The organism is Mammaliicoccus vitulinus (assembly GCF_029024305.1).
Lineage (GTDB): Bacteria > Bacillota > Bacilli > Staphylococcales > Staphylococcaceae > Mammaliicoccus > Mammaliicoccus vitulinus.
The window spans coordinates 1-20,210 of sequence record NZ_CP118974.1 but is presented as its reverse complement, the minus strand read 5'-3'; the positions used below and the strand labels follow the sequence as shown (position 1 = coordinate 20,210).

General features: G+C 34.0%; 17 protein-coding genes and 1 other annotated feature (1 of these 18 running past the window's edge). Of the genes, 1 reads left to right on the top strand and 16 read right to left on the bottom strand.

What is annotated here, in order from left to right:
* Positions 1 to 126, bottom strand: a binding site (T-box leader); it reaches 70 nt to the left of the window's first position.
* A gap of 47 nt (positions 127 to 173) precedes the next feature.
* The 5 genes from hutI to hutP form a co-directional block, all read right to left on the bottom strand.
* Positions 174 to 1,415: an imidazolonepropionase gene (gene hutI, locus PYW35_RS00085; RefSeq protein WP_103322409.1), complete on the bottom strand. Its 1,242-nt coding sequence runs from the start codon at positions 1,413 to 1,415 to the stop codon at positions 174 to 176.
* Positions 1,408 to 3,075 carry a urocanate hydratase gene (gene hutU / locus PYW35_RS00080; protein ID WP_016911396.1) on the bottom strand — a complete coding sequence of 556 codons (1,668 nt, stop codon included), beginning with the start codon at positions 3,073 to 3,075 and terminating at the stop codon, positions 1,408 to 1,410. The genes hutI and hutU overlap by 8 nt, the downstream gene beginning before the upstream one ends.
* A 17-nt stretch (positions 3,076 to 3,092) precedes the next feature.
* Positions 3,093 to 4,403 (bottom strand): YjiH family protein, encoded by a 1,311-nt coding sequence (locus PYW35_RS00075; protein ID WP_016911397.1) that lies wholly within the window; start codon positions 4,401 to 4,403, stop codon positions 3,093 to 3,095.
* Between the two features lie 27 nt (positions 4,404 to 4,430).
* Positions 4,431 to 5,915 (bottom strand): histidine ammonia-lyase, encoded by a 1,485-nt coding sequence (gene hutH / locus PYW35_RS00070; RefSeq protein WP_103322408.1) that lies wholly within the window; start codon positions 5,913 to 5,915, stop codon positions 4,431 to 4,433.
* A 94-nt stretch (positions 5,916 to 6,009) separates the two neighbouring features.
* Entirely contained in the window at positions 6,010 to 6,447 is a 438-nt protein-coding gene (gene hutP / locus PYW35_RS00065; protein ID WP_016911399.1) for a histidine utilization transcription antiterminator HutP, read from the bottom strand.
* A gap of 222 nt (positions 6,448 to 6,669) precedes the next feature.
* Here hutP and PYW35_RS00060 point away from each other — a divergent pair, with 222 nt between their 5' ends.
* Positions 6,670 to 7,479 (top strand): NAD(P)H-hydrate dehydratase, encoded by an 810-nt coding sequence (locus PYW35_RS00060; RefSeq protein ID WP_103322407.1) that lies wholly within the window; start codon positions 6,670 to 6,672, stop codon positions 7,477 to 7,479.
* Between the two features lie 182 nt (positions 7,480 to 7,661).
* Here the strand turns inward: PYW35_RS00060 and gyrA are convergent, their stop codons facing one another.
* From gyrA to dnaA, 11 genes are all read right to left on the bottom strand, one after another.
* On the bottom strand, positions 7,662 to 10,256 hold the full coding sequence (gene gyrA / locus PYW35_RS00055; protein ID WP_103322406.1) for a DNA gyrase subunit A: 2,595 nt from the start codon (positions 10,254 to 10,256) through the stop codon (positions 7,662 to 7,664).
* Between the two features lie 33 nt (positions 10,257 to 10,289).
* Positions 10,290 to 12,212, bottom strand: coding sequence for a DNA topoisomerase (ATP-hydrolyzing) subunit B (gene gyrB / locus PYW35_RS00050; RefSeq protein ID WP_103322405.1), 1,923 nt, complete (start codon positions 12,210 to 12,212; stop codon positions 10,290 to 10,292).
* Between the two features lie 22 nt (positions 12,213 to 12,234).
* Positions 12,235 to 13,350 (bottom strand): DNA replication/repair protein RecF, encoded by a 1,116-nt coding sequence (gene recF, locus PYW35_RS00045; protein WP_016911729.1) that lies wholly within the window; start codon positions 13,348 to 13,350, stop codon positions 12,235 to 12,237.
* Between the two features lie 3 nt (positions 13,351 to 13,353).
* On the bottom strand, positions 13,354 to 13,584 hold the full coding sequence (gene yaaA, locus PYW35_RS00040) for a S4 domain-containing protein YaaA (RefSeq protein WP_269473333.1): 231 nt from the start codon (positions 13,582 to 13,584) through the stop codon (positions 13,354 to 13,356).
* Between the two features lie 184 nt (positions 13,585 to 13,768).
* Positions 13,769 to 14,188 carry a disulfide oxidoreductase gene (locus tag PYW35_RS00035; protein WP_103322404.1) on the bottom strand — a complete coding sequence of 140 codons (420 nt, stop codon included), beginning with the start codon at positions 14,186 to 14,188 and terminating at the stop codon, positions 13,769 to 13,771.
* Between the two features lie 15 nt (positions 14,189 to 14,203).
* Positions 14,204 to 14,935: a DsbA family protein gene (locus PYW35_RS00030; protein ID WP_016911732.1), complete on the bottom strand. Its 732-nt coding sequence runs from the start codon at positions 14,933 to 14,935 to the stop codon at positions 14,204 to 14,206.
* Between the two features lie 126 nt (positions 14,936 to 15,061).
* The gene (locus tag PYW35_RS00025) at positions 15,062 to 16,306 is read right to left on the bottom strand and encodes an ABC transporter permease (protein WP_103322403.1); all 1,245 of its coding nucleotides are present in this window, start codon (positions 16,304 to 16,306) and stop codon (positions 15,062 to 15,064) included.
* A complete protein-coding gene (locus tag PYW35_RS00020; protein WP_103322402.1) occupies positions 16,299 to 17,198 on the bottom strand; it encodes an ABC transporter ATP-binding protein in 900 nt (299 codons plus the stop codon). The genes PYW35_RS00025 and PYW35_RS00020 overlap by 8 nt, the downstream gene beginning before the upstream one ends.
* Before the next feature lie 5 nt (positions 17,199 to 17,203).
* Positions 17,204 to 17,443 carry a helix-turn-helix transcriptional regulator gene (locus PYW35_RS00015; protein WP_016911735.1) on the bottom strand — a complete coding sequence of 80 codons (240 nt, stop codon included), beginning with the start codon at positions 17,441 to 17,443 and terminating at the stop codon, positions 17,204 to 17,206.
* 126 nt (positions 17,444 to 17,569) lie between these two features.
* A complete protein-coding gene (gene dnaN / locus PYW35_RS00010) occupies positions 17,570 to 18,703 on the bottom strand; it encodes a DNA polymerase III subunit beta (protein ID WP_016911736.1) in 1,134 nt (377 codons plus the stop codon).
* A 166-nt stretch (positions 18,704 to 18,869) separates the two neighbouring features.
* The gene (dnaA, locus tag PYW35_RS00005; protein ID WP_103322401.1) at positions 18,870 to 20,210 is read right to left on the bottom strand and encodes a chromosomal replication initiator protein DnaA; all 1,341 of its coding nucleotides are present in this window, start codon (positions 20,208 to 20,210) and stop codon (positions 18,870 to 18,872) included.

Genomic DNA, 20,210 nt, shown 5'->3' with positions numbered 1-20,210 from the left:
ACGGTTTAAACCGATTGTTCTGCTTAATAGGATAGATTCATTTAAGTTTCATGTCTTGTTTGCACCAACCACAAGCTCTCTTTACATGACCGTCTTAAATTACTTATTCCTAAACAATATGGATATTAATTTAACCTAAATATATCAAATTGACATCATATTTTCAAGCTATATTATGATTCAGACAATAAGCCTGGATTTTCATAAACTTTTTTACCATTGATAATAACTGTATGAGCATGATTGACGCCATAATGATAAGGTAAATATTCATGGTTTGGAATGTCCCAAACGACCACATCTGCTTGATCGCCTTTTTCAAGTGTACCTGCATCTACATCAATTGCTTTAGCGGCATTCACTGTAACAGCATTCCAGATTTCATTAGGTGTAAGCTTTAATTTTAATGCTGCTATACTCATCACAAGTTGAAGGTTATCCGTTACACAGCTACCTGGATTAAAGTCCGTCGCAATCGCAATCGCACCGTTATGATTAAGCATACCTCTAGCATCCGCGTATTGATCTTTACCTAAATAGAATGTTGTACCTGGTAATAAGACCGCTACAGTATCACTATCTGTTAAAGCTGCTTTATCTTCTTCACTGGAAGCGACTAAATGATCTGCTGAAATTGCACCTTCTTCAATCGCTAAACCTAATCCACCGAGAGGATCAATTTCATCAGCATGGATTTTAACTTTTAATCCTTTATCTTTTGCTGCTTTCATATAACGTCTTGATTCTTCAATTGTGAATACACCTGTTTCACAGAAAATGTCTGCAAAATCAGCTTTATCTTTCACATCATCTAATAAATCTATCATTTCTTGTAAAAATGTTGCATTATCTTTAGCATCTTTAGGTACCGCGTGTGGTCCAAGGAAAGTATGTTTCATTCTGATTGGTGTGTCTTGATCTAACTGATGTGCCACATTTAATTGTTTTAATTCTGTTTCTTTATCTAGCCCATAACCGCTTTTAGCTTCAACAGTCGTCGTGCCAAATTGAATCATTCTAACAATCTCTTTTTTAGACTTTTGATAAAGCTCATCCTCAGTAGATTGACGTGTCGATTCAACCGTACTTAAAATACCGCCACCTTGTTTCAAGATGTCTAAGTAGCTTACGCCTTGTTGTTTAAGTGCCATTTCATGTTCTCTAGACCCACCGAATACTAAATGTGTATGTGCATCTATTAAACCTGGAGAGACAACTTTATTTGAGCCATCTATCACTTCGTCCGCTTCATATTCATCAGTATGTTCACCTGCATAAACCACTTTGCCATCATTAATAACAACCGTACCATTTTTAATAATATTTAATTCGTTTAATTCTTTACCTTTAAGAGGTCTAGCAGTCTTTTTCGGTAAAATTAATTCGCCTATATTTTGTATGATGATATTATTCATTGTTATCTTTCTCCTTTAACATTGGAATATCTACATTTTTTTCTTTCGCAGTATCGATTGCAATGTTGTAACCCGCATCTGCATGTCTCGCAACACCCATGCCAGGATCTGTTGTGAGTACTCTTCCAAGTCGTCTATCAGCGCGTTCACTACCATCTGCTACAACTACCATACCAGCATGTAAAGAGTAGCCCATACCAACGCCACCACCATGGTGAACTGAAATCCATGAACCACCTGCAGCAGTGTTAACAAGCGCATTTAATATTGCCCAGTCGCCGACAGCATCTGAACCGTCTTTCATTGATTCTGTTTCTCTATTTGGAGATGCTACAGAACCAGAATCTAAGTGGTCACGACCGATAACGATTGGTGCTGTGATTTCACCGTTTCTCACAAGTTCGTTTAATGCTAATCCCATTTTTGCACGTTCTCCATATCCTAACCATGCAATTCTAGAAGGTAATCCTTGAAATGCGATTTTTTCAGTAGCCATATCTAACCAACGCATGAGCTTCTCATCTTCTGGGAATAATTCTCTCATGAGTTGATCTGCTCTTTCAATATCTTTAGGATCTCCACTTAATGCTGCAAATCTAAATGGTCCTTTACCTTCACAGAATAATGGACGAATATAAGCAGGTACAAAACCAGGAAAATTAAAGGCTTTTTCTAAACCTTCGTCAAATGCTACTTGTCGAATATTATTTCCATAGTCGAAAGCTACTGCGCCTTTTTCTTGGAATAATAACATCGCTTCTACATGTTTTTTCATAGACGCTGAAGATAATTTAACATATTTTTTAGGATCACTTTCTCGTAATTTGTCCGCTTCTTCTAACGAATAGCCTTCTGGAACATATCCATTTAACGGATCATGCGCTGAAGTTTGGTCCGTTATGATATCAATTTTAAATCCTCTGTTCAGAATTTCATGATGGACTTCAGCTGCATTACCTACTAAACCGATTGCGAGTGGTTTACCGGCTTTTTTAGCTTCTTCTGCCTTTTCTAAAGCTTCGTCTAATGAATCAGTCATAATATCACAATATTTTGTTTCAATTCTCTTTTCAATTCGTGAAGGATCCACATCTACACCGATGACGACACCGTCATTCATCGTAACTGCTAACGGTTGAGCACCACCCATGCCACCTAATCCAGCCGTTAATGTGATTGTACCTTTTAAAGATCCATCAAAATGTTGATTTGCCAGTTCAGCAAAAGTTTCATATGTACCTTGAACGATACCTTGTGAACCGATATAAATCCAGCTACCTGCAGTCATTTGGCCATACATCATAAGACCTTTCTTATCTAATTCATGGAAATGTTCCCAATTTGCCCATTTAGGCACGAGAACAGAGTTTGATAGTAATACTCTAGGTGCTTCTTCATGTGTTTTGAATACAGCTACTGGCTTACCAGATTGTACGAGCATCGTTTCATCGCTTTCCAATCTTCTTAACGTTTCAACAATCGCATCAAAGCTTTCCCAGTTACGAGCAGCTTTACCAATACCGCCGTATACCACTAATTTATCAGGATGCTCTGCCACTTCAGGATCAAGATTGTTGTATAACATTCTTAGTACAGCCTCTTGTTCCCAACCTTTACATTCAATTTCTAAACCTTTTTTAGCTTTAATTTCTCTAGACATATGTCATTTCCCCTTTTCTAAAAAATTAATAAACTGAACGGTATCGCGATTAATAAAGTAAGTGCGACACGAATAAACCATATTAAAACCAATTTCCATATCGGAATTTTAATTTCTGTTGCCAAAATACAAGGTACCAAAGCAGAGAAGAATATAATTGCTGAGATACTTGTAATTGCTGTAACAAACTTCACTTCAATCGATGCCTTAACAACTAGAAGTGATGGTAAGAACATTTCGATGATTGATATTGTGGAAGCTTTTGCTAACAACGGTTTATCATCGATAGGAAACAGATAAATGAATGGATAGAATATATAGCTCAACCAATCGATAATAGGCGTAAAATTAGCTAATAATAATCCTAAAAATCCTATCGATAAAATTGAAGGTAATATTGCCATCGTCATCTCTATTCCATCTTTTAAATTTGTCATAATGTTTTTAAATAATGTTAAAGATTGATGTGATTGGCGCTTTGCTTCTCTATATGCTGCTTTAAGATAATTACCTTGAACCTTCATTTCTTTCTGACCTTCTTGGTTATGATAATAAGCTTCTGATTCACCTGAAATAGGTGGTAAATGTGCAGAAATTGCGGTTACGATAAATGTAATAACTAACGTACTCCAAAAGAACAAGTTCCACATATCCATTAAATCTAAAGTACCTGCTACAATAACCATGAATGTTGCTGATACAGTTGAAAATCCAGTTGCGATAATAACCGCTTCTTTCTTGTTGTACATACCATCTTTATAAACTCTGTTTGTAATAAGCAATCCTAAAGAGTAACTTCCTACAAATGAAGCAACTGCATCTACGGCAGACTTACCTGGCGTCTTAAATACAGGCCTCATAACAGGTTGCATGAGCACCCCGATAAATTCTAAAAGTCCATAACCTACTAAGAATGATAAAGCAATGGCACCAACTGGTATGAGAACACTGAGTGGTAACATTAATTTATCGAATAGAAATGGCCCATAGTCAGGGTTAAAAAGTAATTGAGGTCCTACTTTAAAAACATACATACAACCAATTACAGCACCCATCACTTTAAACAATACCAATATAAAGTCGGTGATAGATTTCTTAAAGTCCATCCGTACAAGCGGTAAGATTGCGCCTATTAATATAATAATAAGTGCGTAATAAGCCATAAAGTGACCGAATAAAGCACGTATAGCTAAATGAATGTGATCAACTAAAATCGTACTATTTTCACCGATTTGCATTGGCACAAAGAATAATGCAATTCCTAATAAACTAAACACATAAAATCTCCACATCTTTTTACCGGTATTATCTAATTGCTGATTATGCATCACATCACCCCTATGTTTGGTCTTTAATTATCTTAAATACTCATAAACTTTTTCTATATCATGATGAAATACTCTATCTTGTGTGATTGATGGCACTATTGCTCTTAATTCTTCATATTTCGCTTTAGTCTTAGGCGATAATTTCTCTACCCCTTTAATTTCTACAGCTTGCAATGCAATGATGCACTCAATAGAAATGACTCTTCTTACATTTTGAATGATTTGATACGCATGTCTCGCCCCAATTGTGCCCATCGATACATGATCTTCTTGGTTTGCTGATGAAGGAATTGAATCTACGCTTGCTGGGTGAGCTAACGTTTTATTTTCTGAGACTAATGAAGCGGCTGCATATTGCATAATCATCGCACCACTTTGTAAACCAGGTTCAGGACTTAGAAAAGCTGGTAGACCTCCATTCAACTGTGGGTTAACTAATCTCTCAAGTCTTCTCTCTGAAACATTGGCTAATTCTGCTACACCGATCTTCAAGAAATCAACTGCAAATGCAATCGGTTGTCCGTGAAAATTGCCACCTGAAATCACAAGTGTTTCGTCACCTTTATCAAAAATTAGAGGATTGTCATTAGCTGCATTCATTTCTAATTCTAATTTTTCTTTTACATAATTCAGTACTTGGAAGCTTGCGCCATGAATTTGTGGAATACACCTCAATGTATAAGCATCTTGCACGCGCACTTCTCCTTGACGCGTTGTTAATTGAGATCCTTCCAACCAATTTCTCATTCTTTCTGCGACTTCAACTTGTTCCTTAAAATTTCTTGCAATATGAACATGTTCATCATAAGCATCTACTATACCGTTAAGCGCTTGATGTGTTAATGAAGCGATCCATTCAGAATGGTAAGCAATATTTTCTGCTTCTATATAAGCAATTACCCCTTGTGATGTCATTGCTTGTGTTCCATTAATGAGTGCTAATCCTTCTTTCGCTTGTAACGAATGAGGTTCTAATCCGACTTCATGTAATACTTCTTTTGCATTACGTGTTTCACCTTCGTATTGAACATCTCCTTCACCAATAAGTGCTAATGCCAAATGAGATAATGGCGCTAAATCTCCAGAAGCGCCTAATGACCCTTGCTCTGGTATGACAGGTATAATTCTTCGATTAATAAATTCTACAAGTAATGCTACTAGTGATTCCGTAACACCAGAATGTCCCTTTAACATCGTATTTAGTCTCAGAATCATCATGACTAATGACACATCGTTAGGAAATGGTTTACCAATACCACACGAATGTGAACGTATTAAATTCACTTGTAAATCGTTATATTTTTCTTTTTCTATTAATACATCACTAAACAATCCAAAACCAGTCGTAATACCATAAATAGTTTCTTTATTTTTAATAATTCTCTCAACTGTTTCACGACTTTTTCTAACATTAACTAATGCTTCTTCTGATATTGTGATTTGTCCATTTTCTTTTAAAAACTTTTTAATATCATGAATTGTTAAATCTTTACCATTTAATACTAAAGCCATTCAAAACACTCCTTTTCAGGACACAAAAAAATACAACAAATCATCATTTGTTGCACCTTTCTCATATCTAATGTCTAATAGGCGTTTCTATGTCTTATATATGATTTATACCTAATCCAATTGTTTCATGTTCTTTACCTTTGATAGGCGCGCCAATCGTACCGTATAAACTAACTGCTATCCATTCACCTTCTCCAACGTCTTTATATGGATAACCTCGTACAATAGCAAATCTTAAGCCAACTGTTCGCATGATTTCACCTATAGATAATTCGCCTCTCGTAATACCATTAACCGCTTCTAATATGGCATGGTATAATGCGTGCGTTTCTCTATAATGACTTTCAGAAATAATACCTTCTCTTCTAGCCGCCGTTTCAACCGATGCAATAATTTTATTCAATGACATTGTTCCAATTCTGCCTGTTAAAAATTGCATTTCACGACATTGAGGCATTAACTTTTTAGCAGTATCCTCATCTGTAAGGGTTAATAATGTAGCGTACTTTCCAATCGATATTTGTTCAGTCATGTGAAAGCTCCTATCTCGTCTAATAACTAATGTCTATATTCACTTTTAGTATACGCTTTCATAAAATTTATGACAATACTTTTTAGAACATCCGTAATTCAGTGATTGATTAATATATTACCTTGTTAAAGTAATTTCTTTGTAATGTTTTAAAAAATATACTGTTCAATTTCATCTTTAAGTGGCATAATGAATCGTACAATTACTTGAAGGTGGGTTAATATGAAGACAATTTCATCTGTCACAATTCCAAAGAGGGAACAAGAATCTCATAAAGGGGATTATGGTAGAATATTATTAATCGGTGGTAACGCTAATTTAGGTGGCGCAATCATGTTAGCTGCAAGGGCGTGTGTATTTAGTGGTAGTGGTCTTATAACAGTCTCCACACATTCATCAAACTTCGCCGCATTACATTCACGTTGTCCTGAAGCAATGGTTTCAGATATAACAGATTTGAAAAAGCTCTCTAAATTAATCGAACAATCGGATTGTATTTTAATCGGGCCGGGACTTGGTTTAGACTTTAAAGGGAATAATACGTTAACGTTTCTATTCCAAAATATTCAGCCACACCAAACTTTAATTATTGATGGAGATGCTATAACAATTTTGAGTAAATTAAAGCATACTTTACCAGAATGTGAAATTATCTTTACACCTCATCAAAAAGAATGGGAACGATTGAGCAATATCCCAATAGAAGAACAAACATATGAAAAAAATAAAGAGGCAGTTAAAGCATTGAATGCGACTGTCGTATTAAAAAAACATGGTACAGAATTATTCTTTAGAGACCATGAATATAAATTATCAATCGGTACACCCGCTATGGCTACAGGTGGAATGGGAGATACGTTAGCAGGTATGATCACAAGTTTTGTTGGACAATTTGATTTAGAAGAAGCGGTTATAAATGCAACTTATATCCACAGTTATATCGGTGAAAAGCTATCTAAAGATATGTATATTGTCCCACCATCAAAACTGATCGATGAAATTCCATACGCAATGAAGTCATTTGAATCATAATAAAATATCTCTTCATTAGGTAATCGCCTAGTGAAGAGATATTTTTATGTTTTAAATTATTACGATTTATCATATGGAGCCTGACTTGATAAATTCACAGGCAAATCGCACGAAGACTCAAAAATCAAATAAAAAAAAGCGCAAATTCTTTAAAATTAAGAATTTGCGCTCTTTTTAATATATTATTCTTCTTCGTTATCTTGTTCTTCGATATCTTCATTTACACGTTCAATGAAGTCTTCTCTTAAGTCTTCTTTTCCATCATGCTCTTCAGTATCTTCTGTACTTACAGTTTCTTCTAATACGCCTTCTACTGGAGATTCTGCTATTTCATCTTCATCCGGCTCAACTTTTGCAACTGTTGCAACGTGTTGATTTTCGCCTAAACGGATTAATCTAACACCTTGTGCGCTTCGTCCGTTTTGAGAAATATCTGACACATGAAGTCTAATTATTACGCCTGAGTTGGTAACAATCATTAAATCTTCATCACCTGTAACAGTAGTAATGCATACAAGCTCGCCATTTTTCTCAGTTAGCGTAGCAGTCTTAATACCTTTACCGCCTCTATTAGAAATACGGTATTGATCTGCTGATGTACGTTTACCGTAACCTTTTTCAGTTACAATTAGGATTTCATCTTGATGCTCTTCATCAGTGATGTCTAACCCTATTACTTCGTCACCTTCTCTTAATGAAATACCTCTTACACCTGCTGCTGTTCTACCTAATGGGCGTAATTTAGTTTCATCAAATCGAATTAATGAAGCATGTTTCGTACCGATGATAACTTCTTTCGTACCATCCGTCAGTCTAACCGCTATTAGTTCATCGCCTTCTTTAAAGTTGATGGCAATCTTACCATTTTTGTTTATACGTGAGAAATTAGATAGTTTCGAACGTTTAACAGTACCATGTTTAGTAGCAAATACTAAGAAGTTTTCTTCGCTTGAAAGATCCTTAACTGCTATCATTGTACTAATCATTTCGTCTTTATCAATTTCTAAAGCATTCACAATTGGTAAACCTTTAGACTGTCTAGACATTTCTGGAATTTCATAACCTTTAAGTTTGTATACACGGCCTTTATTCGTAAAGAATAAGACGTTATCATGTGTACTTAACGTCACTAATTGGCTAACAAAGTCATCTTCTATAGTATTCATACCTTGTACACCTCGACCGCCTCTGTTTTGAGAACGGTATGTAGAAACTGGTAATCGTTTAATATAGTTATTATGACTTAATGAAATCACGATTTGTTCTTCTGGGATTAAGTCTTCATCTTCAATTTGATCAAGACCAGCTGCCGTTATTTCAGTACGACGTTTATCACCATATTTATCTCTAATTTCAGTGATTTCTTCTCTAATGATTTCAAGTAACTTTTCTTCATCATTTAAAATCGCTTTTAATTCTTCAATAAGTTTAAGTAAGTCTTGATATTCATTTTCGATTTTGCCACGTTCTAATCCAGTTAAACGACGTAAACGCATATCTAATATCGCTTGAGCTTGTCTTTCTGATAAGTTAAAGCGATTTTGCAAACCTTCCATCGCTTCTGAATCACTTTGTGCTTCACGAATTAATGCAATGATTTCATCGATATGGTCTAACGCTATTCTTAAACCTTCAAGAATATGTGCTCTATCTTGTGCTTTTTTCAAGTTATATTTCGTACGTCTTGTTACGACTTCTTTTTGGTGTTCTAAGTAATGGAATAGTATTGGGCGTAAGCCTAATAATTTAGGTTTACCGTCTACTAAAGCAATCATATTTACACCAAATGAAGTTTGTAATGGCGTTTGTTTATATAAATTATTTAAGATAACATTCGCATTAGCATCTTTTCTAACTTCAATAACGATACGAACGCCGACTTTTAAGCTTGTTTCATCTCTTAAGTCTGTAATACCTTCAATTTTCTTATCGCGTGCTAACTCAGCAATTTTTTCAATTAATCTTGCTTTGTTAACTTGGTAAGGAATTTCACTTACTACGATACGCTCTTTACCGTTCTTCATAAGTTCTATTTCTGAACGGGCTCTCATGATGACTGAACCACGACCAGTTTCGTAAGCACGTCTAATACCACTTCTACCCATAATTAAACCAGATGTTGGAAAATCAGGTCCTTGAACAATGTCCATTAAGTCATTCGTTGTAATTTCTGGGTTATGGCTTAATGCCAATACGCCGTCAATAACTTCGTTCAAGTTATGAGGTGGTATATTCGTAGCCATACCAACAGCTATACCTGAAGTACCATTTACTAATAAGTTAGGGAATCTTGCAGGTAAGACTACCGGCTCTCTTTCATTACCATCATAGTTATCTTGGAAATCAATTGTATCTTTGTTTATATCTCTTAATAATTCACCTGTAATTTTAGACATACGTGCTTCTGTATAACGCATTGCAGCAGCACCATCGCCATCCATAGAACCAAAGTTACCTTGGCCATCTACTAATGGATATCTATAACTAAAGTCTTGTGCCATACGCACCATTGCTTCATAAATAGATGAGTCACCATGAGGGTGATACTTACCCATTACGTCACCAACGATACGTGCAGATTTTTTATAAGGTTTATCTGAAGTCATACCTTGATCATTCATACCATATAATATACGTCTATGAACTGGTTTCAAACCATCTCTAACATCTGGTAAAGCACGAGATACAATTACGCTCATTGCATAATCTAAAAATGACTCTTTCATTTCTTTACTGATGTTACGTTCAATAACTCTTGATTGTGGTATTTCAGCCATTAATCATATCCTCCTTAAATCGTAAATAATGCTTTATATATCTAACGTTGCGTATTCGGCATTTTCTTCAATAAATTGACGACGAAACTCAACAACATCTCCCATAAGCATTTCAAAAGTTTCGTCAGCTTCTATCGCATCAGTTAGTGTTACTTGAAGCATTGAACGATGTTCAGGATTCATTGTTGTATCCCACAATTGATCAGCATTCATCTCTCCAAGACCTTTATAACGTGCTATAGATAATTTTGGTGTTGAGCTAAGTTCTTCTTTTAATTTATCTAGTTCTCTATCGTTAAATACGTAATATTTTTTCTTACCTTGTTCTACTTTGTATAAAGGTGGTTGTGCAATATACACATATCCCGCTTCAAGAAGTGGTCTCATAAATCTGTAGAAGAATGTTAATAATAACGTTCTAATATGAGCACCATCGACATCGGCATCCGTCATAATAACTAATTTATGATATCTTGCTTTACTAATATCAAATTCTCCACCAATACCTGTACCAAGACCCGTAATCATTGCACGTATTTCATTGTTACCTAAGATTCTATCTAAACGTGCTTTTTCAACGTTTAAAATTTTACCTCGTAAAGGTAATATTGCTTGTGTTCTAGAGTCACGACCTAATTTCGCAGACCCCCCGGCAGAGTCACCCTCAACGATATATAGTTCACATTCTTCAGGTTTCTTACTTGAACAGTCAGCTAGTTTACCCGGTAAACTCGAAACTTCTAAAGCTGATTTACGTCTCGTAACTTCTCTTGCTTTTTTAGCAGCAAGACGAGCTCTAGACGCCATAACACCTTTATCAACAATAATTCTCGCAACATTTGGGTTTTCTAATAAGAATCTTTCAAATAGTTCAGAGAAAAGTTTATCAACAATTTGACGTACTTCTGAATTACCAAATTTAGTCTTAGTTTGTCCTTCGAACTGAGGATCACTATGTTTGATTGATACAATAGCTGTCATACCTTCACGTACGTCTTCACCAGATAGCTTCTCTTCGCTCTCTTTAAGAAGTTTATTCTTCAGTCCATAACTATTAATAACACGTGTTAAAGCACGTTTAAAACCATCCTCATGAGTACCACCTTCATAAGTATGAATGTTATTGGCATACGTAAGTAAAGTTGTAGCAAAGCCACTGTTATGTTGAATTGAAATTTCAACTTCTACATCCTCTTTACTATCATGAATGTAAATTGGTTCATCATATAATACTTCTTTAGATTTATTTAACATTTCAACGTAAGATTTAATACCGCCTTCATAGTGGTAAGAATCTTCTTTAATGTTTTCTTCGTCTCTTTCATCTCTTAATGAGATTTGAATACCTTTGTTTAAAAATGCAAGTTCACGAATACGCTTTTGTAATGTTTCATAGTCGTATTCAGTTGTTTCAGTAAAAATTTCTTTATCTGCTTTAAAGCGAATAGCTGTACCTGTATGATCTGTGTCGCCAATGACTTTCAAATCAAAAGCTGGTACACCTCTTTCGTATGCTTGATGATATATTTTATTATTAAGGTGAACGTAAACTTCTAGTTCAGAAGATAGTGCGTTTACGACAGATGATCCAACACCATGCAGACCACCAGATACTTTGTATCCGCCACCGCCAAATTTACCACCAGCATGAAGAACGGTTAATATAACTTCTACAGCAGGACGACCCATTTTCTCTTGAATATCTACAGGTATACCTCTACCATTATCCGTTACTTTAATCCAGTTATCTTTTTCAATCACAAGCTCTACATGATCTGCATATCCAGCTAATGCTTCGTCAATACTGTTATCAACAATTTCCCAAACTAGATGATGTAAACCTCTTGCAGCTGTAGAACCGATATACATACCAGGGCGTTTACGGACTGCCTCTAAACCTTCTAATACTTGTATCTGATCTGCACCATAACTTGTACCGTTATTTTGTTCTGACACGTATTTCCACCTTCACTTTCATCTACTCAATAATATTGCCTTTAGATACATTAAATACCTTGGCATCTTTCATAATCTCATGTTCAATTCCATCAACAGATGTAGTCGTAACAAATGTTTGTACCTTTTCTTGAATAGTACTTAATAAATGGGTTTGTCGTTTATCATCAAGTTCACTCAACACGTCATCTAATAATAATATTGGATATTCCCCAACAACTTGATTAATCAACTCAATCTCTGCAAGCTTTATAGATAATGCTGTTGTACGCTGTTGTCCTTGCGAACCATAAATTTGTACATTCATGTCATTAACATGAAAGCTAATGTCGTCTCTATGCGGCCCAAATCTTGCACTTCCACGCTCAATCTCTTTATCCATAGATTCATTAAGCAACTCGCAAAAAGCATTTTTCAATTCAGATACATTTTGATGTGTTTCAGCCAGTTTTATATTAGGTTCGTACTGAACCTGTAAACTTTCTTTTTCACTCGTTATACCTTGATGAATAACTTCTGCAATTTTTTGTAATTCACTAATAAAATGTGCACGCTTCAAAGTTACATTTGCTGCCGCTTCTGAAAATTGTTCATTGAATACTTCTAACATTGTTCGATCTTTCATTCTCCCAATTTGTAATTGCTTGAGGTAATGATTTTTTTGTTTAAGTAATCTCTGATAATTAGATAAATGATTTAAATAGACCGCAGACATCTGACCGAGTTCCATATCAATAAAACGTCGTCTGATTTGCGGGCTACCTTTTACAATATTCAAATCTTCTGGTGCAAACAATACCACATTTAAATGGCCAATATATTGTGTTAAACGACTCTGTTCTAGATGATTAACTCTCGCCTTTTTGCCCTTTTTAGTAATGATTAAAGAAATAGGCATAGTTCCATGACGATAACTTAGTTCACCTTCTATTTTACCATACTCTTCACCAAACTGTATGAGTTCTTTGTCATTTGAAGTTCTATGACTTTTAGCTAATGCTAAAGTATAAATAGATTCTAATAAATTCGTCTTACCTTGGGCATTCTCGCCAATTAATATATTAACATTTGAATTAAATTGAAGTGTACATTCATCATAATTTCTGTAATTGGTTAAAGTAAGCTTTTGTAGTATCATAATTTATTCGCTAAGATGGTTAATACGAAATTGACCCTCTGAAGGAATTTCGATTACGTCACCATCATGTAATTTTTTACCTCGACGAGTCTCACGTTCACCATTTATCAATACTTCTTCATCTTGGAGGAACCATTTAGCTTGACCACCCGTTCCAATGACGCCTTCGTTTTTTAGGAATTGACCTAAAGTTATATCGTCTTTAACTGAGATATCTTGTACCACTATCTTCACTCCAATCTTAATTAGTCATCTCTATATTATACCTTTTTTTTACTAAAAAATCATGTTTTTAAGCGCAATTCATTTTAAGATAAATAAATCTCCAAAAAATTTATATTTAAACTAAAAAAACATAGCTCACATTTGATAGCAAGCTATGTTTCATATTGTGAGCAAGATACTGAATCTCAAGCTCTTATTTTAAAATTTCTTTATCTTTTTTTGAGAATATTAATATTAAGCTAATTGACAGGAATGCTATTCCCGCTAAAAATGGTATCGTTATAAATCCAAGTCCATTGATATATTCTGATGAACATGGCACGCCTTGTGTACATGGTTTGATTTCAGCAAACCATGGTACTTTTTGTTCTAAATAGTGCCACGTTGATATTAACAGCCCGATTATTGAAAATGGTAGTGCTATTTTTTTAACGTTACCATCATTTTGGAATGAGCCAATACCTAATATGATTACTAAAGGATACATACATATTCTTTGATACCAACATAATGTGCATGGTACAAATCCTTGTATTTCACTAAAATATAAGCTACCTAACATAGCAACTAAAGCTATTACCCAGGAAATAAATAGTGCATATTGTTGCTTCAAATATATCACCTATTTTTATTTATTTTTCTTTTCGATTGCTTGATCGATTGCTTTGGATACTTTGTCGTAATCCATTGGATCTGCTAACACTTTACCATCTACAATTACTGTTGGTGTTATGTCTATGTCATATTTATTCGTTAAATCAGAATCGTTTTTCATTTGTTTATATGATTCTGAATTTCTATCTTTCACTAATTTCATAATTTGATCTTTTTTAGATTGATTGATATCTAAACCGTCTATTGCTTTTTTCACTACTTTTAAATCTAACCATTCGTCATCCGTTTCAGCATTATGATCATCTGGTTGTGCTTCAAATAATGCTCTATGATAATCCCAATACGCATCTGGTGCTATTTTATACACAGCGTGCGCAGAAGCGCCCCCTAATTCAGAACCTTCACCGTGGAATGGTGCATTAACGAATCTATATTCAACTTTATCTTTGTCGATATAATCTTTTTCAATTTGATCCATGTAATTTGTTTCGAATGCTTTACATGCTGGACATTTAAAATCCCCAAATTCTATGATTTGAACTTTAGCTTTATCTTTTTTATGTGTTGGATTATCTTTTGTATCTTTGGATAAATCTGTTGCTTTAACAGTTCTATCAAATAGACTTTCTTCTTTGTTGTCACTTCCGCTTCCACCAAACACAACTAGTAATACGATACCTACGACAACAACAACTATTGCTATCATCAGAAACATTATATTACTATTACTATTTTTATTCGCCATATTAACCCCTCAATCTCTATAGTTGATACTATAAATTTTATACTATCATTCAGAGAATTTCTATATTATTCCACAAAAAATCATTAAGGTTTTGTGACAAATTAGCTATTTATAAAGTTTTTAAAATTATTTAGTAATATTTAATGCGTTTTTTAAATTTTTAATGATACCTTTTTCATACGTAAGCACACTACCGCGATAAGTTTTAGCAGCAAATACAAGTAACACGATGCTCGTAATAACTGATATAACGATCCCTAAAATTAAATGCCACTCAGGCGTTGTTTCTGAAGTTGTTCTCAATAACATAACCATTGGCGACAACAATGGAATAAAGCTCGTCACTTTAACAAGCATTGTATCAGGATTAGAAATACTAAATATCGCAATATAAAATGCACCTAATGATACAAATGTTACGGGCATCATAGATTGAGCAAGATCTTCTATACGGCTCGTTAAGGCCCCTAGAATAGCCGCTAATGAAATATAGGATATAACCCCTAAAATTAAGTATACTGCACCGTAAATGATGATTCTCGTCGTCTCAGGGCCATACTCTACACCAGCTGATTCGAATAGACCTTTTAAATCAAATGCAAAGATACTAATCACAATCGCGAGAATGATAAAGAAGATTTGAGTAAATGCGACAGCTATAATCGCTAATATTTTAGCTGAAACATGTATTGACGGCTTCACACTTGTTATGATCATTTCAATCACACGAGTCGTCTTTTCAGTCGCAATCTCGGAACCAATTTGGTTAGCATAATTGATCGCTATGAAGAATGATAAGAAGATAATGATATAAACGACCGCAGTATTTAAAGCTTGAACTTTCGGGTTAATATCACTCGTTTGCTTTTCATCACTAGATTTAATTTCTTCTGTTTTTACGTCACTCGGCGTATTTAATGTTTTTAAATCGTCTTCTGATAAGTTTAATTTTTGTGCTGTTAATGATGATTGCATTTGGCTAAGCGTTGATTGTAACCTCATCTTCTCGCTTTCACTAACACTACCCTTTTCGTAGATTGTACCGTCTACTTTTTCACCTTTCACATTAACTTGAATGAGGCGTTTATATTTTTTATCTTTAACGCCCTTTTTACCTTTTTCCAGTGAGACTTTTTCGACTTTTTTAATATCATCACTTTGTTTATATTGTTTCTCTAACACGTTGTAAATCATGTCGTTATCTGTTTGTATCGCGACTGTTTTACTACTGTTATCAAATAAATCAATAATTTTATCAACATTGCTTAATGCAAAAATAAAAATCATAAAAATAGCTGTCATAATAATAAACGACTTACTCTTTACTTTTTGCATATACGTTAAATTAAAAGTTGGCCAAAATTTATTCATGTTTTTCACCCACCTTAGCAATAAAGATATCGTTAAGTGATGGTTCGGCTACTTGGAATCGTTTAAGATATCCTAATTTCGTAACGTTTTGATAAATATTTTCAGCATATGATTCATCAGAAATTGTGAATTTAACGCCTTTTTTAGTCATTTTGAAATCTTCAACGCCTTCAAAGTCTTTTAAGAATTCAAAATCATGTTCACCTTCGATGAAAATATCTTTCTTACCGAAATCATCTTTAACATTGTCTAAAGAACCTGACACAATCGCTTTTCCTTTACTCATTATGCAAATATAATCACATAATTCTTCAACATGTTCCATCCTATGCGAACTAAATATAATCGTCGTACCTTGTTCTTTAAGGTCTTTAACGGCTAATTTTAGTAATTCAACGTTTACTGGATCTAGTCCACTAAACGGTTCATCTAGAATCAATAGTTCAGGCTTATGAATGATTGCTGCAATTAATTGAACTTTTTGCTGGTTCCCTTTTGATAATGCTTCAATCTTTTTTTCTTTATTTTCAAACGCATCAAATCTTTTCAACCAATAGTCTAATTCAGTTGCAATGTCTTTTTTCTTCATCCCTTTTAATTCTGCTAAATATTGCACTTGCTCCCAGACTTTAAGTTTTGGATGCAATCCTCTTTCTTCAGGTAAATAGCCAATTTTATTCGTCATAGAATAGTCAATTGGCTCGTCATTAAAAGTAACAACGCCTGTTGTTTTAGGTAATAAACCTAAAATCATGCGAAATGTTGTTGTTTTACCTGCACCGTTTCCACCTAAAAATCCATACATTGTGCTTTTTGGAACTTCCAAGTTAACATCATGTACTGCAGTAAAGTCGTTAAACTTTTTTGAAACATTTTTAATAATTAATGTCATAACTTTTACTCCTTTTTATTGGGTCGTATTTCTGAAACATCTATATTTTCATCATCTTCAAATATAAATAATTCGTCTATAGATACTTCAAATACTTGTGAAAGCTTATGTGCCAATACTAATGTCGGATTAAATTTGTAACGCTCAATAGAATTAATCGTCTGTCTCGACACGTTGACTAAACGAGATAACTCGCTTTGCGTCATCTTTCTATCCGTCCGATATTCGTAAACTTTATTTTTCAATCGATCACTTCCTGTCAAGTTAACTTTACAGTAAAAGAATATGGATTATATGTCAAGTTGGCTTGACATATATAAACAAAAAAATAAGAAACTCTCAAAATTCCAGAGAGTTTCTTTAAATTTTTACTAATATGTTCTAATTGGTAAAATCAGTTGAATAACTGTTTCATCACCTTTTGGCTTGAGAATAAATGGTCTCATCGTGCCAAAGAATTCCACTTGCACTTCATCATTATCAATTGCTTTTAATGCATCCATCATATATTTAGAATTGAATGATATTTTTAGTGATTCCCCTTCAACATTATCAGTAGCTACATCTTCTTTAACCGTACCAATTTCTGGCGAAGTTGAAGATAATTCTAACTTATCTGCATCCGTTGATAATTTAATGACGTTATTTCCACCTTCACGTGCTAATAATGATGCACGATCAATAGCATGATAAAACTCACTATTGTTTATAGTTAATTTAGTTTCATAGTTTTCTGGGAATAATCTCGTAGTATCAGGATAGTTTCCTTCAAGTAAACGAGAAATAAAGTTAATATGACCAACTTTAAATAACACTTGGTTACTAGCAAAGAAAATATTGATATCTTCTTCAGAATCAGAAACGATTTTATTTAATTCCGATAAAGCTTTACCTGGAATAATGACATTCTTATCTTCGATCTCTTCATCTTCAAGTTTTAATTTTCTTAATGCAAGTCTGTGTGAATCTGTTGCAGTACAGGTCAATTCATTATTTTGGATTAACCAGTTAACACCTGTTAATACTGGGCGTGTTTCTGAGGTGGACACTGCAAAGTTCGTTTGTGCGATAATGTTCTTTAATACTTTGATTGGTAATTTGATTGCATCATCTTCAGAAACTTGTGGTAATAGTGGATATTGATCTGGATCTAAACCACTGACATTAAATTCAGAATGTCCTGAAGTGATAAGTGTCTTGAATTGCTCGTTAGTTGATAGATTTACTGTTTTACCTGGTAATTTCTTAACAATATCTACAAAGAAACGTCCTGGAAGTACAACAGAACCTTTTTCTTCTATATCTACAATCTTTTCACCATCAATATTTTGGTTGATTGTTATTTCAATCGATATCTCTGAGTCTGATCCTGTTAATATGATGCCTTTATCTGTTGCATCGATTTTGATTCCTGTAAGTATCGGTAATGTAGTTCTTGGTGAAATTGCTTTTAATGTATCATTCAATTGATTAAGAAAGTAATCTCGTTGAATTGTAAATTTCATAACTTATAAAACTCCTTCCAGTCGTTATATATTTAATTATATATCTTTTAAAATCATAGTAATAGTCATAGGGGCTGTGGATTGGTGGATAAGCGCCTTAAAAACGTGATACGAAAGTTATTCACATGTTAATAAACTGTGTACGAATGTGCACAACTTATCCACATTATCCACGGATTTGTTTTTCTAGTTGTTGTAAATCAGTTTTGAGTTCTGGATTATTTTCTAAATCTTTTCTGATTTTTTCGTGTGCATGAATCACTGTTGTATGATCTCGACCACCAAATTCTTCACCAATTTTAGGTAAAGAGAAATCCGTTAGCTCTCGAGATAGATACATTGCAATTTGTCTTGGATACGCAATAGATTTTGTACGCTTTTTAGCAGCAAAGTCTTCTATTCGTATGTTATACATTTTACCAACGACTTGCTGAATATCTTGAATTGTTATTTTAGTAGATCTTGGTGTTGAAATAATATCTTTAAGCGCTTCAGCAACTAAATCAGTATTAATAGGTTTATTTCTAAGTTTAGAATAAGCTAAAACTCTTGTTAAAGCGCCTTCTAGTTCACGAATGTTAGATTGAATAGAATTTGCGATGTAAGTTAGTGCTTCTACTGGTAAATCAAGATTTTCTTCTTCAATTTTCTTTTGTAAAATAGCCATTCTTGTTTCAAAATCAGGTGGCGTAATATCTACAATCAAACCCCATTCAAAGCGCGTTCTTAAACGATCTTCTAAAGTTGGAATTTCTTTAGGTGGACGATCACTAGAAATAACAATTTGCTTTTTATTTTGGTGTAAATCGTTGAATGTATGGAAAAATTCTTCTTGAGTTTGTTCTTTCTTTTGAATGAATTGAATATCATCTATTAATAAAACATCGATATTACGATACTTGTCTCTAAAGCTTTCAGTATCATTTTTTCGGATAGACTTAATAAATTCATTTGTAAATTTCTCACTAGATGTATATAGTACGTTCGCATTTGGATTCTGTTCAAGTACATAATGGCCAATTGCATGCATTAAGTGCGTTTTGCCTAAACCAACACCACCATATATAAATAGTGGATTATAAGCATTGGCTGGTTCTTCAGCGACAGCTAATGAAGCAGCATGCGGGAACTGATTACCCGGACCGATAACAAATGTATCAAACGTGTTGTTACTATTAAGTTGGCTGTTTATTACTTCTTCATGTTCTTCGGTTACTTTTGATCTTTTCGGCTTTTCAGCGAAATCTTCACTTTGCAAATCTTCTTCTGAAATAAATTTAACTTGAACCTTGTCTCCAATGACATCATAGATGAAATTAATGACATGTTCATGATATTTATTGGTTAACCACTCAGCAACAAAAGGACTTTGTGCAACAACGATTGCACGATTACTATCTATTTGATGTAAGTAAGTGCCTTTGAACCAAGTATTATAACCAGCAGAAGCGATTTGATCTTCAGCAATAGATAACACTTGCTCCCAAATTTCTTCTTTTGAATTCAT

Coding starts and splice junctions, on each gene's coding strand:
- hutI (WP_103322409.1), bottom strand. CDS start 1,415: ATGAATAATATCATCATACAAAATATAGGCGAATTAATTTTACCGAAA.
- hutU (WP_016911396.1), bottom strand. CDS start 3,075: ATGTCTAGAGAAATTAAAGCTAAAAAAGGTTTAGAAATTGAATGTAAA.
- PYW35_RS00075 (WP_016911397.1), bottom strand. CDS start 4,403: ATGCATAATCAGCAATTAGATAATACCGGTAAAAAGATGTGGAGATTT.
- hutH (WP_103322408.1), bottom strand. CDS start 5,915: ATGGCTTTAGTATTAAATGGTAAAGATTTAACAATTCATGATATTAAA.
- hutP (WP_016911399.1), bottom strand. CDS start 6,447: ATGACTGAACAAATATCGATTGGAAAGTACGCTACATTATTAACCCTT.
- PYW35_RS00060 (WP_103322407.1), top strand. CDS start 6,670: ATGAAGACAATTTCATCTGTCACAATTCCAAAGAGGGAACAAGAATCT.
- gyrA (WP_103322406.1), bottom strand. CDS start 10,256: ATGGCTGAAATACCACAATCAAGAGTTATTGAACGTAACATCAGTAAA.
- recF (WP_016911729.1), bottom strand. CDS start 13,350: ATGATACTACAAAAGCTTACTTTAACCAATTACAGAAATTATGATGAA.
- PYW35_RS00030 (WP_016911732.1), bottom strand. CDS start 14,935: ATGGCGAATAAAAATAGTAATAGTAATATAATGTTTCTGATGATAGCA.
- PYW35_RS00025 (WP_103322403.1), bottom strand. CDS start 16,306: ATGAATAAATTTTGGCCAACTTTTAATTTAACGTATATGCAAAAAGTA.
- PYW35_RS00020 (WP_103322402.1), bottom strand. CDS start 17,198: ATGACATTAATTATTAAAAATGTTTCAAAAAAGTTTAACGACTTTACT.
- dnaN (WP_016911736.1), bottom strand. CDS start 18,703: ATGAAATTTACAATTCAACGAGATTACTTTCTTAATCAATTGAATGAT.
- dnaA (WP_103322401.1), bottom strand. CDS start 20,210: ATGAATTCAAAAGAAGAAATTTGGGAGCAAGTGTTATCTATTGCTGAA.